The sequence below is a fragment of the Acidovorax sp. SUPP2825 genome, assembly GCF_030158995.1.
Taxonomy (GTDB): Bacteria; Pseudomonadota; Gammaproteobacteria; order Burkholderiales; family Burkholderiaceae_C; genus Paracidovorax.
The window spans coordinates 74,675-91,570 of record NZ_BQXK01000012.1; the positions used below are offsets into that span (position 1 = coordinate 74,675).

A 16,896-nucleotide genomic window follows, 5' to 3' on the forward strand; every position below is an offset into this window, starting at 1 on the left:
CGGCCTGGGTGGCCAGGTGGATGGTCGCCTTGGCCTTCTCGGCATGGACCAGGCCTTCCAGATGGCCCAGCACGATGGACTTCGTTTCCGCCGTGGCGCTGCCCTGGCTGCTCTGGCCCCCGGCCTTGAGGCCACCGGCTTCGTAGAACATCTCCAGCGCATCGCTGGGCACGCTGGCAGGTCCCTTGCCCAGCGACAGCACGGACAGCGCCTGCTGGGCCCAGTACGCCGCCGTGCCCGCCACGCCGCCGGTTTGGCCCGATGCCTCGGCGCCGGGGGCCTGGCCGGTCTCCACCTGGTGCAGCGCCTCCTTCACGGCCTGCGCCAGCCCGGTCTTGGTGGCGTTGGGCAGCGGCACCCGTCCGTCCGCCTCGAACCGTGGCGCCTGCACCTGGTTGTGCCGCACCACCGGGTGCGGGTCTGCGTGCCCACCGCCAGCGGGCCCAGGCTGGCGTTGGCCGTGGTCTTGCCGCCCTTCCAGAGGCTTTTGAGCTTGGACAGGACGGTCCGGTCCGAGCGCTGCGCCATGTTGGCCGTGGTGTAGACCGCCGCGGATCCGCTCTTGCCGCGCGAAGCGAGCCCTTCCGGCCCCTTCAGGCTGGCGCTGCGCTCCGGCGCATCCGGCACCGGGGGGGCCGGCTGTGCAGGCGTGGACGGGGGCAGGCCGACTGGCTGGATTTCCCCTGAATGGTTGGCACGCATGGTCCTGTCTCCCTGGAATTCTTCTGGAATCCCATGGTTGTATACAAGTCCTTGCGGCCGTCCCGGCGATGCGAAGCCGTGCGCCGATAGGCGAACCGGCCGCCGCGCTCTGGGCGCGGCGGTTCAAACCCTGTGCTAGAGGGGCGGGCGGCGCCGTCGGCGGCAGGGCGCCGGTGCGCGGCCACTCACAGCGGGTGCGGCGCTTCGGGCGCGCCGGGCGCCTGTGGGGGGCGCGGCGGCGGCACGGGCCGCCGCATCACCCGGCGCTGGAACCACTGCGCGAAGTCGTCCACGTAGGTGAACACCGCCGGCACCACCAGCAGGCTGAGCACGGTCGAGGTGATGAGCCCGCCGATCACCGCCACCGCCATGGGCGAGCGAAAGCTCATGTCGGCGCTGCCCAGCGCCAGGGCGATGGGCATCATGCCGGCGCCCATGGCGAGCGTGGTCATGATGATGGGCCGCGCGCGCTTGTGGCAGGCATCCAGCAGCGCGTCCCAGCGGCTCATGCCCTGGTCGCGGCGCGCCACGATGGCGTACTCCACCAGCAGGATGGAGTTCTTGGTGGCGATGCCCATCAGCATGATGAGCCCGATGAGCGAGGGCATCGAAAAGCTCTTGCCCGCCACCAGCAGCGCCACGAACGCCCCGCCCAGCGACAGCGGCAGCGCCGCCAGGATGGTCACCGGCTGCAGGAAGTCCTTGAACAGCAGCACCAGCACGAGGTAGATGCAGATCACGCCCGTGAGCATCGCCAGGCCGAAACTGGCGAACAGCTCGCCCATCATCTCGGCATCGCCCACGTCGATCAGGCGCACGCTCGCGGGCAACTGGGCGACGGCGGGCAGCTGCTTGACGGCCTCGGTCACCTCGCCCAGGCCGCGCGCGCCCAGCTCGATCTCGAAGTTGACATTGCGCGAGCGGTCGTAGCGGCTGATGACGGCCGGCCCGCCCGCCACCTCCAGCGTGGCGACCTCGCCCAGCCGCACCGGCCCGCGGGCGCCGGGCACCGTGAGGCGCTCCAGCACCGACAGGTCCTCGCGCGCCGCGTTGTCCAGGCGCACGACGATGGGTACCTGCCGCTGCGCCAGGTTCAGCTTCGGCAAATACTGGTCGTAGTCGCCCACCGTGGCCACGCGCAGGGTCTCGGCGATGGCGCTGCTGGTCACGCCCAGGTCGGCGGCGCGCGCGAAGTCCGGGCGCACGGCGATCTCGGGGCGCACCAGGCTGGCGGTGGAACTCACGCCGCCGATGCCCGGGATGGTACGGATGCCGCGCTCGACCGCCTGCGCGGCCGTGGCCAGGGCCTGCGGGTCTTCGCTGGCCAGGGCCAGCACGTACTTGTCGTTGGAGCCGCCCAGGCCGATCTTCACGCGCACGCCGGGCAGGTCCTCCAGCGCGGCGCGCAGCTGCTGCTCGATGACCTGCTTGCGCGGGCGCTCGCCGCGCGGGTCCATGCGCAGGGTGAGCGTGGCCTTGCGCGGGTCGCCCACGCCCGCCCCGGCGAACGGATCGGAGCCGGCCGAGCCGCCGCCGATGGTGGTGTAGATGCTCGCCACGTGGCCCACGCGCTGCACGCGCTCGGTGGCCTGCGCCACCGCCACGCGGGCGTCGGCCAGCAGGCTGCCGGGCGGCAGCTCCAGGTTGACCTGGGTCTGCGCGTTGTCGTCGGCCGGGATGAAGCCCGAGGGCAGCAGCGGGATCAGCGCGATCGAGCCGGCGAAGAACAGCAGCGCGCCCAGCAGCGTGATCACGCGGTGGCGCAGGCACCAGGCCGAGGCGCGCATGTAGGTGCCCAGCCAGCGCGGCTCCTTCTCCTGCGCCACCATGGGTTTCATGATGTAGGCCGCCATCATGGGCGTGAGCAGCCGCGCCACCACCAGCGAGGCGAACACCGCCAGCGCCGCCGTCCAGCCGAACTGCTTGAAAAACCGTCCGGCGATGCCGCTCATGAACGCGGTGGGCAGGAACACGGCGATCAGCGTGAAGGTGGTGGCGATCACCGCCAGGCCGATCTCGTCGGCCGCCTCCATCGCCGCCTGGTAGGGCGACTTGCCCATGCGCAGGTGGCGCACGATGTTCTCCACCTCCACGATGGCGTCGTCCACCAGGATGCCCACCACCAGCGACAGCGCCAGCAGCGTGATGATGTTGATGGAAAAGCCCAGCAGGTGCATGCCGATGAAGGCCGGGATGACCGACAGCGGCAGCGCCACAGCCGAGACGATGGTCGCGCGCCAGTCGCGCAGGAAGAGCCACACCACGACCACGGCCAGGATGGCGCCCTCGTACAGCAGGCGCATGGAGCTGTCGTACTCGTCGCTGGCGATGTCCACGAAATCGACCGTGCGCGTGAGGTGCAGGTCGGGCCGCTCGGCCTGGAGCTTGTCCAGCGCCCGCTGCACGCCTGCGCCCACCTCGACCTCGCTGGCGCCGCGGCTGCGCGAGACCTCGAAGCCGATCACCGGCTTGCCGTCCAGCAGCGCGGCGGTGCGCTGCTCGGCCACCGTGTCGCTGATGGTGGCCACCTGGTCGAGCCGGATGTGGCGGCCGTCGGTGAGCGGGATGTCCATGGCGCCGATCTCCTGCGCCGTCTGCACGGTGGCGATGGTGCGCACGGGCTGCTCCGCGCCGCCGAGGTCGGCGCGGCCGCCCGCGCTCTCGATCTGCACCTGGCGCAGCTGGCGCGACACGTCGGCCGCCGTGGCCCGCAGGGCCTGCAGGCGCAGCGGGTCGAGCGACACGCGCACCTCGCGCGACACGCCGCCCACGCGGTTCACCGCGCCCACGCCCGGCACGGCCAGCAGGCGGCGGGTGAGGGTGTCGTCCACGAACCACGACAGCGCCTCGTCGTCCAGGCGGTCGGACGCGATGGCGAACGCCAGGATGGGCTGGGACGACAGTTCGAGCTTGGCAACGATGGGGTCGCGCAGGTCAGCCGGCAGGTCGGCGCGCACGCGGCTCACGGCCGAGCGCACGTCGTCCACCGCTTCCTGCACCGGCTTTTCGAGCTGGAACTCGGCCGCGATGGTGGCCGTGCCGTCCACCAGGGTCGAGGTGATGTGCTTGAGGCCCTGCGTGGTGGCGATGGCGTTCTCTATCTTGCGCGCCACGTCGGTTTCCAGCTGCCCCGGCGCCGCGCCCGGCAGCGACGCGGTGACCATGACCACGGGCAGGTCCATGTCGGGAAAGTTCTGCACCTTCATCGCGTGGAACGACAGCATCCCCGCGAAGGAGAGCAGCACGAACAGCATCGCGGCCGGAATCGGGTTTCGGATGGACCAGGCGGAGAGGTTCATGGCAGGTCCTTGCGGGCGGCAGCGGGGCCGCGGTGGCAACCGGGCAAAAGCATGTTTTGCTCCTTATTTAATAGCATGATGCCCTAGTACTTATTGCACTGCGGGCACTTTTGGTGCAGATGCCGCGGGCCGGGGTGCCGGCGCGGACGCCGCTGCTGCGGGCGCTGCGGCCTGCACGCGCACCAGGTCGCCGTCGTTCAGGAACGCGCCGCCGCGCTCGACCACCGTCACGCCCGGCTGCAGGCCCGAGACGATCTCCACCCGGTCGCCCGTGCGCTGGCCGGTCTGCACGCGGCGCATCACCACGCGGCTGCCCTCGCCGATCTCGAACACGCTGCTGAAGCCGTCGCGCACCACCACCGACGACTGCGGCACGCTGAGCGCATCGCGCTGGCCGAGCAGGAAGTCGCCGCGCGCGAACATCCCCGCACGCACGTCGGGGTGCAGTGGCAGGTCCACATAGACCAGGCCGTTGCGCGTCTGCGGATCGACGGTGGGGGCGATCATGCGCACGGTGCCCGGCACCTGCGCGCCGCTGGCGGCCGTGACGATCACCTGGCTGCCGGGGCGGATGCGCGGCAGGTCGTTGGAGGTGACCTCGGCGCGCCATTCCAGGCGGCCCTTGCGCACCATGCGAAAGAGTTCGGTGCCCGCGCCCAGCACCGCGCCCACGGTGGCCGTGCGCGAGGAGATGACGCCGCTGTCCGGCGCCAGCACCTGGGCATGCTTTAGCCGCAGCTGCTGCGCGTTGAGGGCCGCCTGCGCCGCCTCCACGCGGGCCTGGGCGGTTTCGCCGGCGGTCGCGTACTGCTGGATCTGCTGCTGGCTCAGGGCGCCGCTGGCCTGCAGCGTGCGGGCGCGCTCGGCGTTGGCCGCGGCCTCGGCGGCGCTCGCGCGGGCCTCCAGCAGGCTCGCGCGGGCCTGGGCCACGTCGGCCTGCAGCGTCTCGGGCGCGAAGGTGGCCAGCACCTGGCCGGCGCGCACCGTGTCGCCCACGTTCACGCGCACGTCGGTCAGGCGCAGGCCGCTGCTTTCGGTGCCGATGCTGGCCTCCTGCCAAGCGGCGACGTTGCCGTTGGCGGGCAGGCGCTGCGCCAGCGAGGTGCGCGTGGGCTGCGTGGTGGTGACGGTGAGCGCGGGCCGGGGCTCGCCGGCCTTGGCGCTCTTGGCATCGTCCGCCGCGCGCGAGGGGCCGGCGGCCATCAGCGCGCCGGCGGCGGCGAGCACGCACACGGCCAGCACGGCCAGCGCCGCGGGGAGGGAAGAGGGGGTGAATTTCATGCGCTGCATGGGGGTTCCATTCATGCGGTCAACGACGGCGACTGAAGACAAAGCGGAAGACGGGGGCGAGCGGTGCGGCGATGCATGGCGGCTCACCGGGCGGGCGTGGCGGAAGGGGCCAGGGTCGAGGCGGGCAGGGGCGCCGCCGCCGCGGCCTGCGGCGTGGCCTCGGCCTCCCAGCCGCCGCCTGCGGCGCGGTACAGGCCGATCCAGGCCGCCATGCGCTCCTGCCGCAGGGTGATGAGCGCGGTCTCGGAGGCCAGCGCCGTGCGGCGCGAATCCTCCAGCTCGACCAGGCTCGCCAGCCCGCCGCGCCAGCGCGCCTCGGTGGCGGTGAACGAGGCGCGGTAGCCGTCCGCGGCGCGCTGCGCATCGGTGCTGCGCGCCGCGGTGCTGGCCAAGCGCACCAGCGCCTGCTCGACCTCGCTCACGGCCTGGCGCACCGTGCCGCGGTACTGCTGCACGGCCGCGTCGTACTGCGCCTGGGCGGAATCCACCTGCGCCGCGCGCCGGCCCGCATCGAAGATCGGCAGCGACAGCCCCACCGGCCCGATGGACCAGGTGTTGGAGGTGATGCTGGCCCCACCCGTGCGCACCCAGCCGCGGCCAACCGAGCCGCTGAGCGTGAGGCGCGGCAACTGCTGGGCGCGGGCGCTGCCCACGTCGGCGCTGGTGGCCGCCACCTCGCGCTCGGCCGCGTACACGTCGGGCCGTTGGGCCAGCACGCGCGCGGGCAGGGCCTCGATGGCGAAGAGCGCGTCGGGCGCCGGTGCCAGCGGCGCGGCGGCGGCGCGGGCGCGCAGCGCGGATTCGTCCCGGCCGGTGAGGGCCACCAGGGTCTTGAGATCGATCTCGCAGGCCATGCGCTGCTGCTCGGCGCGCACGCGGCCTTCGGCCTCGCTGGCCTGCGCCAGGGCGAGCGTGGCCGGGGCGGTGAAGCCGGCCCGCTCGCTCAGGCGCGACAGTTGCGCGGTCTGCCCGCGCGAGGCGGCATCGGAGGCGGCCACCTCCGCCAGCGCCAGGCACTGGCGCCAGCTGCTGTACTGCGTGGCGACTTCGGCCGCGACGGAAACGCGGGCCTCGTGCCACTGCGCCTGGGCGCCGGCCAGCCGCTGCAGCGCGGCCTGGTTGGCGGCGGCGTTGCCGCCGAACAGGTCCACCTCCCAGCTGGCCTGCAGCGCGGCCTGGGCCGTGCTGGCCAGGCCGCCGACCTGCTCGTTCACGCCGCGGCTCGCGCTGGCCTGCCCGTCCAGCGAGGGCAGCAGCGCGGCGCGCGCGCTCACCCGGGCCGCGCGGGCCTGCGCCAGGCGCGCCCGGGCCTGCGCCACGCTCGGGCTGATGTCCTGCGCCGAGGCGATCAGCTCGGCCAGCAGCGGGTCGCCGGCGCGCTCCCACCAGCGGGACAGGTCGGCCACGCTGCCCTGGTGGGGCAGCGGCGCCTGCCAGCCGGCGGGCGTGGGCGCCTCCACGCGCGGGGCGGGGCTGGGGACGGCGCAGGCGGCCAGCCACAGGGGCAGGGTGAGGGCCAGCAAGGCGCGGGGGGGGCGGTGCGTTGGGGGTGTTTTCATGGGCAACCAGAAAAAGGCATGGCGCTAGCGGGGTGCCGCGGCCGGCGCGCGCAGCGCCTGCTCGGCCGCCACCATGGCGAGCGCGTATTCGGTGAGCCGGTCGGTCCAGGCGTCCACGGCTTCGGGGGTGGCCAGCAGTTGCGGCTCCATCGCGGCCAGCACCTCCTGCTGGCACCAGATCTGGAAGGCCAGGCCGGTGATGGCCAGCACCAGCCGGTGCAGGTCGTCGTCGGGGCCGGCCACGCCCAGGTGCCGGCCCAGCAGCCGCACCATGGCGTCATGGGGCTGGCGCACGTCCTGCTCCAGTTCCTTTTCCCACTGGCTGGTGGGCTCCAGCATCTCGCGGATGTGCAGCCGCATGAACTGGCGCGCCATCTCGCCGTGCTGCAGCGGGGCCAGCACCCCGCGGAAGTAGCGCTGCATCGCCTCGCGCAGGTCGAGCCCGTCGCGGGTGAAGTCCGCCACCAGCGAAGGCATGTCGCCGAACGGCTCGGAAAACAGCGCGGCATACAGGGCCGCCTTGTCGCCGAAGTAGTAGCTCACGGCGGCCACGTTGGCCTGGGCGGCCTGCGCGATGGCGCGGATCGACGTCTTGGCGTAGCCGTGCTCGGCGAACAGCCGCAGCGCCGCATGCAGCAGCCGCAGTCGGGCCGTGGGGGTGCCGGCGGCGGCGTCGGCCGGGGCGGCGGTAGGGCTGGTGGGAGACATCGCGGCGGATTAGACCACGATAAATCAAACGTTTGTTTTAAACCCCGGGGCCGCCGTGGGCGGTGGGCGTGGCTGAGCCGACACACTGGGCGAAATCAACCGGGTAGCCGACATGTTTTGTCGGCTTTTTCTGGCAAACTTTTTGTTGCAAACGGTGTGGGGTTGTGGTCCGCCGTGGACCGGTTCGATCAAGGGGTTGGCATGTTCAGGAATCTTTCCATCCGGGTGGCGCTGCTGCTGGTGCTGCTGTTCTTCACCGGCGCGCTGCTGGTCTCGGTGGGGGTGGGCTGGGTGGGCACCCGCGCCGGCGTGATGGCCGGCGAGGTGCAGGACCGCACGACCCGCGACATGCTCGCGCTCAAGCAGGCCGAGATCCGCATGTGGGACAACCGCGTCGCCCTGGCCGTGGGCCACCGCAACGTGCTGCGCGGCGACCCGCCCGACAGCGTGCGGTCGCAGACCATGCGCGCCGAGAAATCCATGCAGGAGGCACGCCCCATCCTGCAGTCCGTGGCGCAGGGCCTGCCCGCCGACTGGGCGCAGGAGCGCCAGCTCGCCACGGCGATGATCACCGCCTTCGACGCCTACGCCGCCCTGGTGCAGCGCGGCGCCGTGGGCCTGGCCGGCGGCAACGAGGCCGAATACAGCGGCAAGGAGATCGTCGCCCAGCGCAACAAGCTGCTGGCGGACATGGAGGGGCTGATGAAGCAGCTCTTCGATGCCGAAGGCGAGCGCGGCAATGCCCTGCAGGCGCAGTCGGTGCGGCTGCTGTACATCGCCGAGATCGCGGCCGGCGTGCTGGTGGTGGTGGGCGTGGTGCTGGCGGTCCTGTGCTGGGTGTTCATCCGCCGCAACGTGCTGGCGCCGCTGGACGACGCCGGCGCGCTGCTGGAAAAGGTCGCCCAGGGCGACCTCACCACGCGCATCGAGGTGCGCTCGTCCAACGAGATCGGCCGCCTGATGGGCGCCGCGCGCACCATGCAGGAGGGCCTGGCACGCATGGTCACGCAGGTGCGCCAGGGCGTGGAAGAGATCCACACCGGCTCGCGCGAGATCGCGCTGGGCAACAGCGACCTGAGCGGTCGCACCGAGCAGCAGGCCGCGTCGCTGGAGGAAACCGCCGCCAGCATGGAGCAGCTGTCGTCCACCGTGAAGCAGAACGCCGACAGCGCGCGCCAGGCCAACCAGCTGGCCGCCAGCAGCATGGCGGTGGCCCAGCGCGGCGGCGCGGCGGTCGGCGAGGTGGTGGCGACGATGCAGGAGATCGCGGGCAGCTCGCGCCGCATCGCGGACATCGTCGCGGTGATCGACGGCATCGCCTTCCAGACCAACATCCTCGCGCTGAACGCGGCCGTGGAAGCGGCGCGTGCCGGCGAGCAGGGCCGGGGCTTCGCCGTGGTGGCCAGCGAGGTGCGGGCCCTGGCCCAGCGCAGCGCCACCGCCGCCAAGGAGATCAAGGGCCTGATCGACGAGTCGGTGGGCAAGGTGGGCGCGGGCTCGGCCCAGGTGGAGCGCGCGGGCGCGACCATGCAGGAGATCGTGGCCTCGGTGCAGCGCGTGACGGACATCATGGGCGAGATCTCGGCCGCTTCCACCGAGCAGTCCTCGGGCATCGACCAGGTGAACCAGGCCGTGGTGCAGATGGACCAGGCCACGCAGCAGAACGCGGCGCTGGTGGAAGAGTCGGCAGCGGCGGCCTCGTCGCTGGAAGAGCAGGCCAAGCGCCTGCGCGAGGCTGTCTCACAGTTCCGCGTGGATGCGAGCGCGGTGCCACTGGCGGCGGTGGCGGCCACGCCTTCGCGCAGTGCGGCCCCGGTCGCGGCACCCGCCCGCGTGGTGGCCCGGCCGGTGCCGGTGCGCCCGGCCGTCTCGGCCACGCCTTCGCCCGCTGCGGCAGTAGCGCCAGCACCGAAGCCGGCTGCGAAATCCGCGGCTCCCTCCACCGCCAAACCCGCCGCGAGCGCGCCCGCGCTGTCCGCCCCGGCCGCCAAGCCCAAGGCGCCTGCCACGCCGGCACCGGCACCGGCCGCCCCCCGGGCCGCTGCGCCGCGCCCGGCGCCCGCGCCGTCATCGCGGTCGGACGACGACTGGGAAACCTTCTAGGACGATCTAGCACCCTCCGTGCATGCTTTGGGTGCCGAAGCGGGGGCTGTCAGCGCAAGCGGGCCGTGGGTGCAATGCCAGGAAACGGATGAAATCCTCCAAGTACGAACGACTGGGCTACTGGACATGCGTGCTGATCCTCGCGGGTTTTGCTTTGGCATGTTCGATGGGCATTGCCAACAGCTTCAGTTCGGGAAAAGTGCAGGCGCTTTCAAAAGCGGGTGCTGGGCGCACCATTTTTCAGTCTTCAGATCCCGTCGGGTTTTACGCCGCGCTGGTGCCGTACATGCTCATCTGCGCGGCTTTCGCATGGAGCGCGCATTGGATTTGGTCAACGTACCTTCGCCGACGATAGTGATCGCCGACACGCGTTGGACTCGCTTGCGAAAGAGGCGTGGCCGTGCCGTGAATCGTCATCGGATCTTGGTGTTTGCTATTAACTAAATGGCTGAAATGGCTTTTTCCAGCGGTTTATAGAGCGGTCTCCGGCACAGGCGCTGCCGCTGATTCCGCCGCCGGCCGGCTCGCCCGGATGTCGAACGCGCCGCCGGTCAGCGACTGGTCGCGCAGCGTCACCGCCTGCCGGCCGGGCAGCAGCGGAAACACCAGCTCGGCGAAGCGGATGGCTTCCTCCAGGTGCGGGTAGCCCGAGAGCACGAAGCGGTCCACGCCCACGTCCACGTATTCCTGCAGCCGCTCGGCCACCTCCTGCGCATTGCCCACCAGCGAGGTGCCCGCGCCGCCGCGCACCAGGCCCACGCCGGCCCACAGGTTGGGGCCCACCACCAGCCGGTCGCGCCGGCCGCCGTGCAGCGCGGCCATGCGGCGCTGGCCCTCGGAATCCATGCGCGCGTAGTTCTGCTGGGCGCGGGCGATGTCGTCGTCGGTCAGCCGGCTGATGAGGCGGTCGGCATCGGCCCAGGCCTCTTCGCTGGTCTCGCGCACGATGACATGCAGGCGCACGCCGAAGCGCAGCGGGTGCCGGTCGAGATCGCGGCCTGCGGCGGCGGCGCGGGCGCGCACATCGGCGATCTTTTCGGCCACCGCGGCGGGCGGCTCGCCCCAGGTCAGGTAGGCATCGACATGGCGCGCGGCCAGCGCGTGCGCGGCGGGCGACGAGCCGCCAAAGTAGAGCGGCGGGTAGGGCTGCGTGGCGGGCGTGAAGAAGTTCTGCGCGCCCTGCACCTTCAGGTGCCGGCCTTCGAAATCGACCTTCTCGCCCAGCAGCAGCCGGCGCCAGAGGGTCAGGAACTCGTCGCTGGCGGCGTAGCGCTCGTCATGGCTGTAGAACACGCCGTCGGCCGCCAGCTCGGTCGCATCGCCGCCGGGAACCACGTTCAGCAGCAGGCGGCCGGGGCCCAGCGCCTGATCGAGCGAGGCGGCCTGCCGCGCCGACGCGGTGGGGTTGCCCAGCGAGGTGCGCAGGGCCACCAGCAGCTTGATGCGCTGGGTGACGGGCACCAGGCTGGCGGCGGTCACCCACGGGTCCAGGCACGAGCTGCCGGTGGGAATGAGCAGGCCGTCGTAGCCCAGCTGCTCGGAGGTCACCGCGATCTGGCGCAGGTAGGCATTGGTGGGCGCGCGGCCGAAGTCGGAGGTGCCCAGGTAGCGCGTGTCGCCCGAGGTGGGCAGGAACCAGAAGAGGTCGGGGGTCGGACTCATGGGGAAGGGCTTTCGGAATCGGTGTCGGGTGGGAATTCGGCGGTTGGCGCGCCCGCATCGGCGCCGGCGCGGCGCGGCGCGCCGACCTCGCCCAGGCGGATGAGCCGCGCGCGCACCACGTTGCGGCTCAGGCCCAGCACGCGTGCGGCCTCGCTCTGGCTGTAGTGGCACCAGCGGAAGACCTCCAGCAGCACGGCGTCTTCCACCGTCTGGTAGAGCGCGGGCACATGCGCTTCGCACAGCTGGCGCACGGCCTGGCGCAGCAGCGGCAGGCCCGGGGGCGAGGGACTGGCAGCCTGCAGCGGCGCCGCTGTCGCCGGGGCTTCGGGCTCGGTGCCCGGCCGTGCGGCGCCGGACAGCCGCAGATCGGCGGCGTCCAGCGTGCGGCCGTCGCCCAGCAGCAGCGTGCGGTGGATGGTGTTTTCCAGCTCGCGCACGTTGCCGGGCCAGGGCGCCTGCTGCAGCGCGCGTTCGGCGGCGGGCGTGAGCTGCGGGCGCGGGTAGCCCAGGCGCCGGCTGTAGGCGTCGATGAAATGGCGCGCCAGCGGCACGATGTCGCCCGGGCGCTCGCGCAGCGTGTGCACCTCCAGGCTCACCACGTTCAGGCGGTAGTACAGGTCCTTGCGAAAGCGCTGCTGGCGCACCAGTTCCTGCAGGTCCACCGACGCGGCGGCCACGATGCGCACGTCGATGGGAATGGGCTGGCGCCCGCCCACGCGCACCACCTCGCGCTGCTGCAGCACGCGCAGCAGCTTGTTCTGCACGGCCAGCGGCAGGTCGTTCACCTCGTCCAGGAAGATGGTGCCGCCGTGGGCTTCCTCGAACCAGCCGGGCTGCGCCCCGAAGGCGCCGGGAAAGGCGCCGCTTTCATGGCCGAACAGCTCCGAATCGACCAGCGCTTCGGAGAACGCGCCGCAGCCCACGGCCACGAAGGGCGCGGCGCTGCGCGGGCTGCGGCTGTGCAGGTAGCGCGCGATCAGCTCCTTGCCGGTGCCGCTCTCGCCGGTGATGAGCACGCCGGCGTCGCTGGGGGCCACCTGCTCCACCTCGGCCAGCAGCGCCTTGGAGCGCGGGTCTTCGAAGATCCACGCCAGGCCGGCCTCGGGGGGGGCGGGCGTGGCGGTGGCGGTGCGGGCCGGTGCGGCGGGCCATGCGGGGAGGGTCGCCATGGTCTTCAGCCTGGAGTTTGAAAGCGATCGTGCCGGGCGATCACGAATAGAACGACGGTGCCGGCACCCTGGCGTGCAGCGCCCAGTCGCCCAGCTCCTGCAGCTTGTAGTCCACCGGGTCGTGCAGCGTCTGCGTGCGCAGGTTGCGCCAGAAGCGGTCCAGCCGCAGCGCGCCGTGCGTGGCGCGCGCGCCGGTGGTCTCGAAGAGCCGGCTGGTCACGTCCAGCCCCACGCGCGTCGATGCCACCTTGGCCGTCGCCACGGCCACGGCCACGCGGCCGCGGCCTTCGGCGTCCAGCGCGTCGCCTTGGGACCAGGCCGCGTCGAACGTGGCGGCGGCCTGCGCGGCCAGCAGGCGCACGCTCTCCAGCCCGACGAAGAACTCGCCGTAGTGCGACTGGATGTACGGGTCTTCGCTGGCGCGTTCGGCGGGCGAGCGGAACCAGGGGCGCGACTCGTTGAGCGTGTAGTGCCGCGCCTGCGCGAACGCGCCCTCGGCCAGGCCCAGGAACAGGTGCACGAACACCAGCTGCGCCAGCAGCGGCCGCAGCGACGAGCGCGGCGTGGTCAGCGGGCCGGGGTCGCGCAGCAGCTCGCTGCCCTCCACCCGCACGTTCTCGAACAGGGCGCTGCCGCTGTCGGTCTGGCGCTGGCCGAAGCTGTTCCAGTCGCCGTTCAGGGTGATGCCCGCGCGGGCCGTGGGAATGGCGGCGATCAGCAACTGGCCGGTGTGTTCGTCGATGCCCGAGGCGACCAGCATCTCGGAATCCAGCGCGCCCGAGCAAAAGCTTTTCTTGCCCGAGAAGTCGTACCAGTCGCCGATGCGGCGCACGGCGGTGCGCGTGTCCAGCGGGTTGAGCGCGTTGCCCCAGAACCATTGCTTGCGCGCTGTCTGCTCCAGCCATGGCACCCACTGTTCGGGCCGCGCGAACAGGCGCACGGTGGCCAGCAGCAGGTGGTGAAAGCCGTAGACGTGGGCCAGTGAGCTGTCGGCCTGCGCGAGGGTGCGCACCGTCTGCAGCGTGGTCGCCCAGTCGGCGCCCTGGCCGCCCTGCGCGGTGGGGATGGAGAGCGACAGCAGGCCGCTGGCGCGCAGCGCATCGCGCTCGGCCTTCGGCGTGCCGCCGCGGGCATCGCGCTCGGCGGCGGTGGCGGCGAACCGGTCGGCCAGCGCTTGGGCCGTGGGCAGGGGCGAGGCGGGCGCCGTGGGCGGGGCTTCGGGCGGGTGCAGTTGGGGGTCGCGTGAGGACATGGGTGGGGCGCCGGCAAAGGGGTGGGGGCGGTCGGGCCGGGGGCGCCCGCCGCCGCGAGTGGGTCCAGTGTGCGCAGGCGCGAGGGCTCGCCACATGCGGAATTCGCGCGTGCTTATGCGGTTTTTGGCCGATGCGCGTGCTGCGGCCTGCCGGGCGGCCATGGGGCGCGGTGCGCCCCGCTTCGCCTTGGGCTGCGCCGGACCGCCGCGCCATGCGCGCAGCGGCCTGCTGCGTGATTCGTGCGCAATTTGCTGCTTCCGTGCAGCGGCTGGTGCAGGCCAGCGGCCGGCTTTTCAGGGGCGCGTCAGGGGCACGTCAAGCGCGGCAGGTTTCTCATAAAAATAGACGAATAACGTTCTTGGCCGTGCGGCAAGCCGCGCCCGATACTGCGCCGCACCCTCACCGCATTCACCGGGAACCCACCACCATGCAACGACGCACCCTGCTGTCGGCCGGCGCCGCAGCGCTGGCCGGGCCACTGGCCTCGCACACCGCGCACGCCGCGCAGCCGCTGAAGGAACTGCGCCTGGACTACGCCACCTATTCGCCCTCCAGCCTGGTGCTGCGCCGCTTTGGCTGGCTGGAAGAGTCGTTCAAGCAGGACGGCACGGCCGTGAAGTGGGTGTTCAGCGCGGGCAGCAACCGCGCGCTGGAGTATTTGAATGCGGGCAGCATCGACATCGGCTCGTCGGCCGGGCTGGCCGCGCTGCTGTCCAAGGCCAACGGCAACCCGATCCGGGCACCGTACATCTTCTCGCGCCCCGAATGGACGGCGCTGGTGGTGCGCAAGGATTCGCCCATCCAGTCGGTGAAGGAACTCAAGGGCAAGAAGGTCGCCGCCACCAAGGGCACCGACCCGTACCTCTTCTTGCTGCGCTCGCTGCAGGTGGCGGGCTTGAAGCGCAACGACGTGGAGATCGTCGCGCTGCAGCACGCCGACGGCCGCACCGCGCTGGAGCAGGGCCGCGTGGACGCCTGGGCGGGGCTCGATCCGCTGATGGCCGCCAGCGAGCTGGATGCGGGCTCGCGCCTCATCTACCGCAACGTGGCGTTCAACACCTACGGCTTTTTGAACGTGCGCGAAGAGTTCCTGGCCCAGCGCGCCGCCGAGACGCGCCGCGTGCTGGCCGGCTACGAGCGGGCCCGCCAATGGATCCTGGCCCACACCACCGAGGCGGCCAGGATCCTGTCGGAGGAGGCCAAGGTCAGCCTGGAGGTGGCGCTGCTGCAGCTCAAACTGCGCACCGACCTGTCCAACCCGCAGCCATCGCAGGAACACATCGCCGCGCTGCAGGGCGCCGCCCCGCTGCTCCTGTCCGAAGCCCTGGTGCGGCCCGGCACGGCGTTGAACAAAGTGGTCACCGACCTGGTGGACACGCAGTTCGCGCGCAGCGTGACGAGCGCGTCGGCGGCCTCGCCGGCCTGACCGCGCCATGTCCGCCAACCCGCAGGAATGGTCCGGCATCGGCCCGGCCGTGGAGACCGCCCGCACCGCACCGCGCCGCCGGGGCTGGAGCGCGCTGGGCACGGGCTGGATCCTGCCGGCCGGGGTGTTGGCCGTGTGGGAAGGCGCCGTGCGCGCCGGCTGGGTCAGCCCGCACCTGCTGCCCGCGCCCACCGAGATCGTCCAGACCCTCATCAGTTTCGGCGGGCAGGGCCTGGCAGGCCATGTGCTCGCCAGCAGCGCGCGCGTGGCGGCGGGCTTTGCCATCGGCACCGTGCTGGCGATCGCCATCGGCGCGCTGGTCGGGCTCTCGCGCCGGGCCGAAGGGCTGCTGGACCCGACCTTCCAGGCGCTGCGCGCCATTCCGTCGCTGGCCTGGGTGCCGCTGCTGCTGCTGTGGCTGGGCATCGACGAGGCGTCCAAGATCGCGCTGATTGCCATCGGCGCGTTCTTCCCGGTCTACATGGGCGTGGCCTCGGGCTTTCGCGATGTGGACCGCAAACTGGTGGAGGCTGCCCGCATGCACCGGCTGGGCGCCGTCGCCATGGTGCGCCGCGTGCTGCTGCCGGCCGCCCTGCCGGCGGTGCTGACCGGGCTGCGCAACGGCCTGAGCCTGGCGTGGATGTTCATGGTGGCGGCCGAACTCATCGCCGCCACGCGCGGCCTGGGCTACCTGCTGACCGACGGCCGCGAGATGGGCCGCGCCGACATCGTGCTGGCGGCCATCGTGCTGCTGGCGCTGCTGGGCAAGGTCACCGACACGGGCATGGCCTGGCTGGAGAAGCGCTTGCTGGCCTGGCGCGACACTTATGACAACACGGCGCGGGACTGAACCAACGATGACTGCATTGCAAGACGCCATCGCTCCAGCGTCTCTCGCTGTGGACGGCCCGCTGCTGCAGGCCCAGGATGCGAAGGGCGGCCCGCTGCTGCAGGCCCGCGTGCGCCGCAAGGCCTACGGCGACAAGCCCGTGCTGCAGAACGTGCAGTTGGACATCGCCCCCGGCGAGGTGGTCAGCCTCGTGGGCGCCAGCGGCTGCGGCAAGAGCACGCTGCTGCGCATCGTCGCGGGGCTGGACACGCAGTACGACGGCCAGGTGCGCCTGGCCGGCGAGCCGCAGCAGGGCATCACGCGTGACATCGGCTTCATCTTCCAGGAGCCGCGCCTGTTCCCCTGGCTCACCGTGGCCGAGAACGTGGCGTTCGATCTGGGCCGCGCCGGGCGCAGTCACCCGCAGGTGCGCGAGCTGCTGGCCGAAGTGGGACTGGCGGGCTTCGAAGACCGCTTGCCGAAGCAGCTGTCCGGCGGCCAGGCGCAGCGCGTGGCCATCGCCCGGGGCCTGTTCACGCGGCCGCGCCTGCTGCTGCTGGACGAGCCCTTTTCGGCCGTCGATGCCTTCACCCGCGCCCGCCTGCAGCAACTGCTGGCCGAGGTGGCGCGCCGCCACGGCCTGGCGCTGCTGCTGGTCACGCACGACGTGGACGAGGCGCTCCTCCTGAGCGACCGCGTGGTGGTGCTGGAGGCGCGCGCCGGTGCCGAGCTGCAGGTCATCGACAACCCGCTGCCCCGCCCGCGCCGGCGCGAAGACGAATCGCTGGGCGCCCTGCGCGTGCGGGTGCTGGACGCGCTGCGGCACGCCCACGCGTTCTGACGAACGAGCCGGGGCGCGGCGGCACATTCTCGTACTATATTTTTGATAGCAAAAT

The 16,896-nt window shown here is 72.1% G+C and carries 12 protein-coding genes; 5 read left to right on the plus strand and 7 right to left on the minus strand.

The annotated features are described in order from the left end of the window. Window positions 1-887 precede the first annotated feature (887 nt). From AVAK2825_RS16040 to AVAK2825_RS16055, 4 genes are all read right to left on the minus strand, one after another. Window positions 888-4,001: an efflux RND transporter permease subunit gene (locus tag AVAK2825_RS16040; RefSeq protein ID WP_284400652.1), complete on the minus strand. Its 3,114-nt coding sequence runs from the start codon at window positions 3,999-4,001 to the stop codon at window positions 888-890. A 90-nt stretch (window positions 4,002-4,091) separates the two neighbouring features. Then, window positions 4,092-5,291, minus strand: a complete 1,200-nt coding sequence (locus AVAK2825_RS16045) for an efflux RND transporter periplasmic adaptor subunit (protein WP_284400654.1) — start codon at window positions 5,289-5,291, stop codon at window positions 4,092-4,094. 83 nt (window positions 5,292-5,374) lie between these two features. Further along, window positions 5,375-6,850 (minus strand): efflux transporter outer membrane subunit, encoded by a 1,476-nt coding sequence (locus AVAK2825_RS16050; RefSeq protein WP_284400656.1) that lies wholly within the window; start codon window positions 6,848-6,850, stop codon window positions 5,375-5,377. A gap of 24 nt (window positions 6,851-6,874) precedes the next feature. Beyond that, entirely contained in the window at window positions 6,875-7,558 is a 684-nt protein-coding gene (locus AVAK2825_RS16055) for a CerR family C-terminal domain-containing protein (protein WP_284400658.1), read from the minus strand. 201 nt (window positions 7,559-7,759) lie between these two features. Here AVAK2825_RS16055 and AVAK2825_RS16060 point away from each other — a divergent pair, with 201 nt between their 5' ends. Both AVAK2825_RS16060 and AVAK2825_RS16065 read left to right on the plus strand, forming a co-directional pair. Then, a complete protein-coding gene (locus tag AVAK2825_RS16060; protein WP_284400661.1) occupies window positions 7,760-9,661 on the plus strand; it encodes a methyl-accepting chemotaxis protein in 1,902 nt (633 codons plus the stop codon). An 88-nt stretch (window positions 9,662-9,749) separates the two neighbouring features. Next, window positions 9,750-10,016, plus strand: coding sequence for a hypothetical protein (locus AVAK2825_RS16065; protein ID WP_284400663.1), 267 nt, complete (start codon window positions 9,750-9,752; stop codon window positions 10,014-10,016). 116 nt (window positions 10,017-10,132) lie between these two features. Here AVAK2825_RS16065 and ssuD read toward each other — a convergent pair whose 3' ends face one another. Genes ssuD through AVAK2825_RS16080 form a run of 3 tightly spaced genes read right to left on the minus strand, consistent with a single transcriptional unit; the run spans window position 10,133 to window position 13,744 of the window. Continuing rightward, window positions 10,133-11,323: an FMNH2-dependent alkanesulfonate monooxygenase gene (gene ssuD / locus AVAK2825_RS16070; RefSeq protein ID WP_284400666.1), complete on the minus strand. Its 1,191-nt coding sequence runs from the start codon at window positions 11,321-11,323 to the stop codon at window positions 10,133-10,135. Continuing rightward, a complete protein-coding gene (locus AVAK2825_RS16075) occupies window positions 11,320-12,492 on the minus strand; it encodes a sigma-54 interaction domain-containing protein (RefSeq protein ID WP_284400668.1) in 1,173 nt (390 codons plus the stop codon). The genes ssuD and AVAK2825_RS16075 overlap by 4 nt, the downstream gene beginning before the upstream one ends. Window positions 12,493-12,532: 40 nt before the next feature. After that, complete coding sequence (locus AVAK2825_RS16080; RefSeq protein WP_284400670.1) at window positions 12,533-13,744, minus strand: acyl-CoA dehydrogenase family protein; 1,212 nt, start codon at window positions 13,742-13,744, stop codon at window positions 12,533-12,535. A 428-nt stretch (window positions 13,745-14,172) separates the two neighbouring features. Between AVAK2825_RS16080 and AVAK2825_RS16085 the strand changes: the two genes are divergently transcribed. The 3 genes from AVAK2825_RS16085 to AVAK2825_RS16095 are packed head-to-tail and all read left to right on the plus strand — an operon-like array spanning window position 14,173 to window position 16,841. After that, a complete protein-coding gene (locus AVAK2825_RS16085) occupies window positions 14,173-15,171 on the plus strand; it encodes an aliphatic sulfonate ABC transporter substrate-binding protein (protein WP_284400673.1) in 999 nt (332 codons plus the stop codon). A 7-nt stretch (window positions 15,172-15,178) separates the two neighbouring features. Further along, window positions 15,179-16,021, plus strand: a complete 843-nt coding sequence (locus AVAK2825_RS16090) for an ABC transporter permease (RefSeq protein WP_284400675.1) — start codon at window positions 15,179-15,181, stop codon at window positions 16,019-16,021. 7 nt (window positions 16,022-16,028) lie between these two features. After that, entirely contained in the window at window positions 16,029-16,841 is an 813-nt protein-coding gene (locus tag AVAK2825_RS16095; protein WP_284400677.1) for an ABC transporter ATP-binding protein, read from the plus strand. Window positions 16,842-16,896 lie beyond the last annotated feature (55 nt).

Bases quoted from the DNA above. Each gene is read 5' to 3' on its own strand.
- AVAK2825_RS16040 (WP_284400652.1), bottom strand. From the start codon at position 4,001: ATGAACCTCTCCGCCTGGTCCATCCGAAACCCGATTCCGGCCGCGATG.
- AVAK2825_RS16045 (WP_284400654.1), bottom strand. From the start codon at position 5,291: ATGCAGCGCATGAAATTCACCCCCTCTTCCCTCCCCGCGGCGCTGGCC.
- AVAK2825_RS16050 (WP_284400656.1), bottom strand. From the start codon at position 6,850: ATGAAAACACCCCCAACGCACCGCCCCCCCCGCGCCTTGCTGGCCCTC.
- AVAK2825_RS16055 (WP_284400658.1), bottom strand. From the start codon at position 7,558: ATGTCTCCCACCAGCCCTACCGCCGCCCCGGCCGACGCCGCCGCCGGC.
- AVAK2825_RS16060 (WP_284400661.1), top strand. From the start codon at position 7,760: ATGTTCAGGAATCTTTCCATCCGGGTGGCGCTGCTGCTGGTGCTGCTG.
- AVAK2825_RS16065 (WP_284400663.1), top strand. From the start codon at position 9,750: ATGAAATCCTCCAAGTACGAACGACTGGGCTACTGGACATGCGTGCTG.
- ssuD (WP_284400666.1), bottom strand. From the start codon at position 11,323: ATGAGTCCGACCCCCGACCTCTTCTGGTTCCTGCCCACCTCGGGCGAC.
- AVAK2825_RS16075 (WP_284400668.1), bottom strand. From the start codon at position 12,492: ATGGCGACCCTCCCCGCATGGCCCGCCGCACCGGCCCGCACCGCCACC.
- AVAK2825_RS16080 (WP_284400670.1), bottom strand. From the start codon at position 13,744: ATGTCCTCACGCGACCCCCAACTGCACCCGCCCGAAGCCCCGCCCACG.
- AVAK2825_RS16085 (WP_284400673.1), top strand. From the start codon at position 14,173: ATGCAACGACGCACCCTGCTGTCGGCCGGCGCCGCAGCGCTGGCCGGG.
- AVAK2825_RS16090 (WP_284400675.1), top strand. From the start codon at position 15,179: ATGTCCGCCAACCCGCAGGAATGGTCCGGCATCGGCCCGGCCGTGGAG.
- AVAK2825_RS16095 (WP_284400677.1), top strand. From the start codon at position 16,029: ATGACTGCATTGCAAGACGCCATCGCTCCAGCGTCTCTCGCTGTGGAC.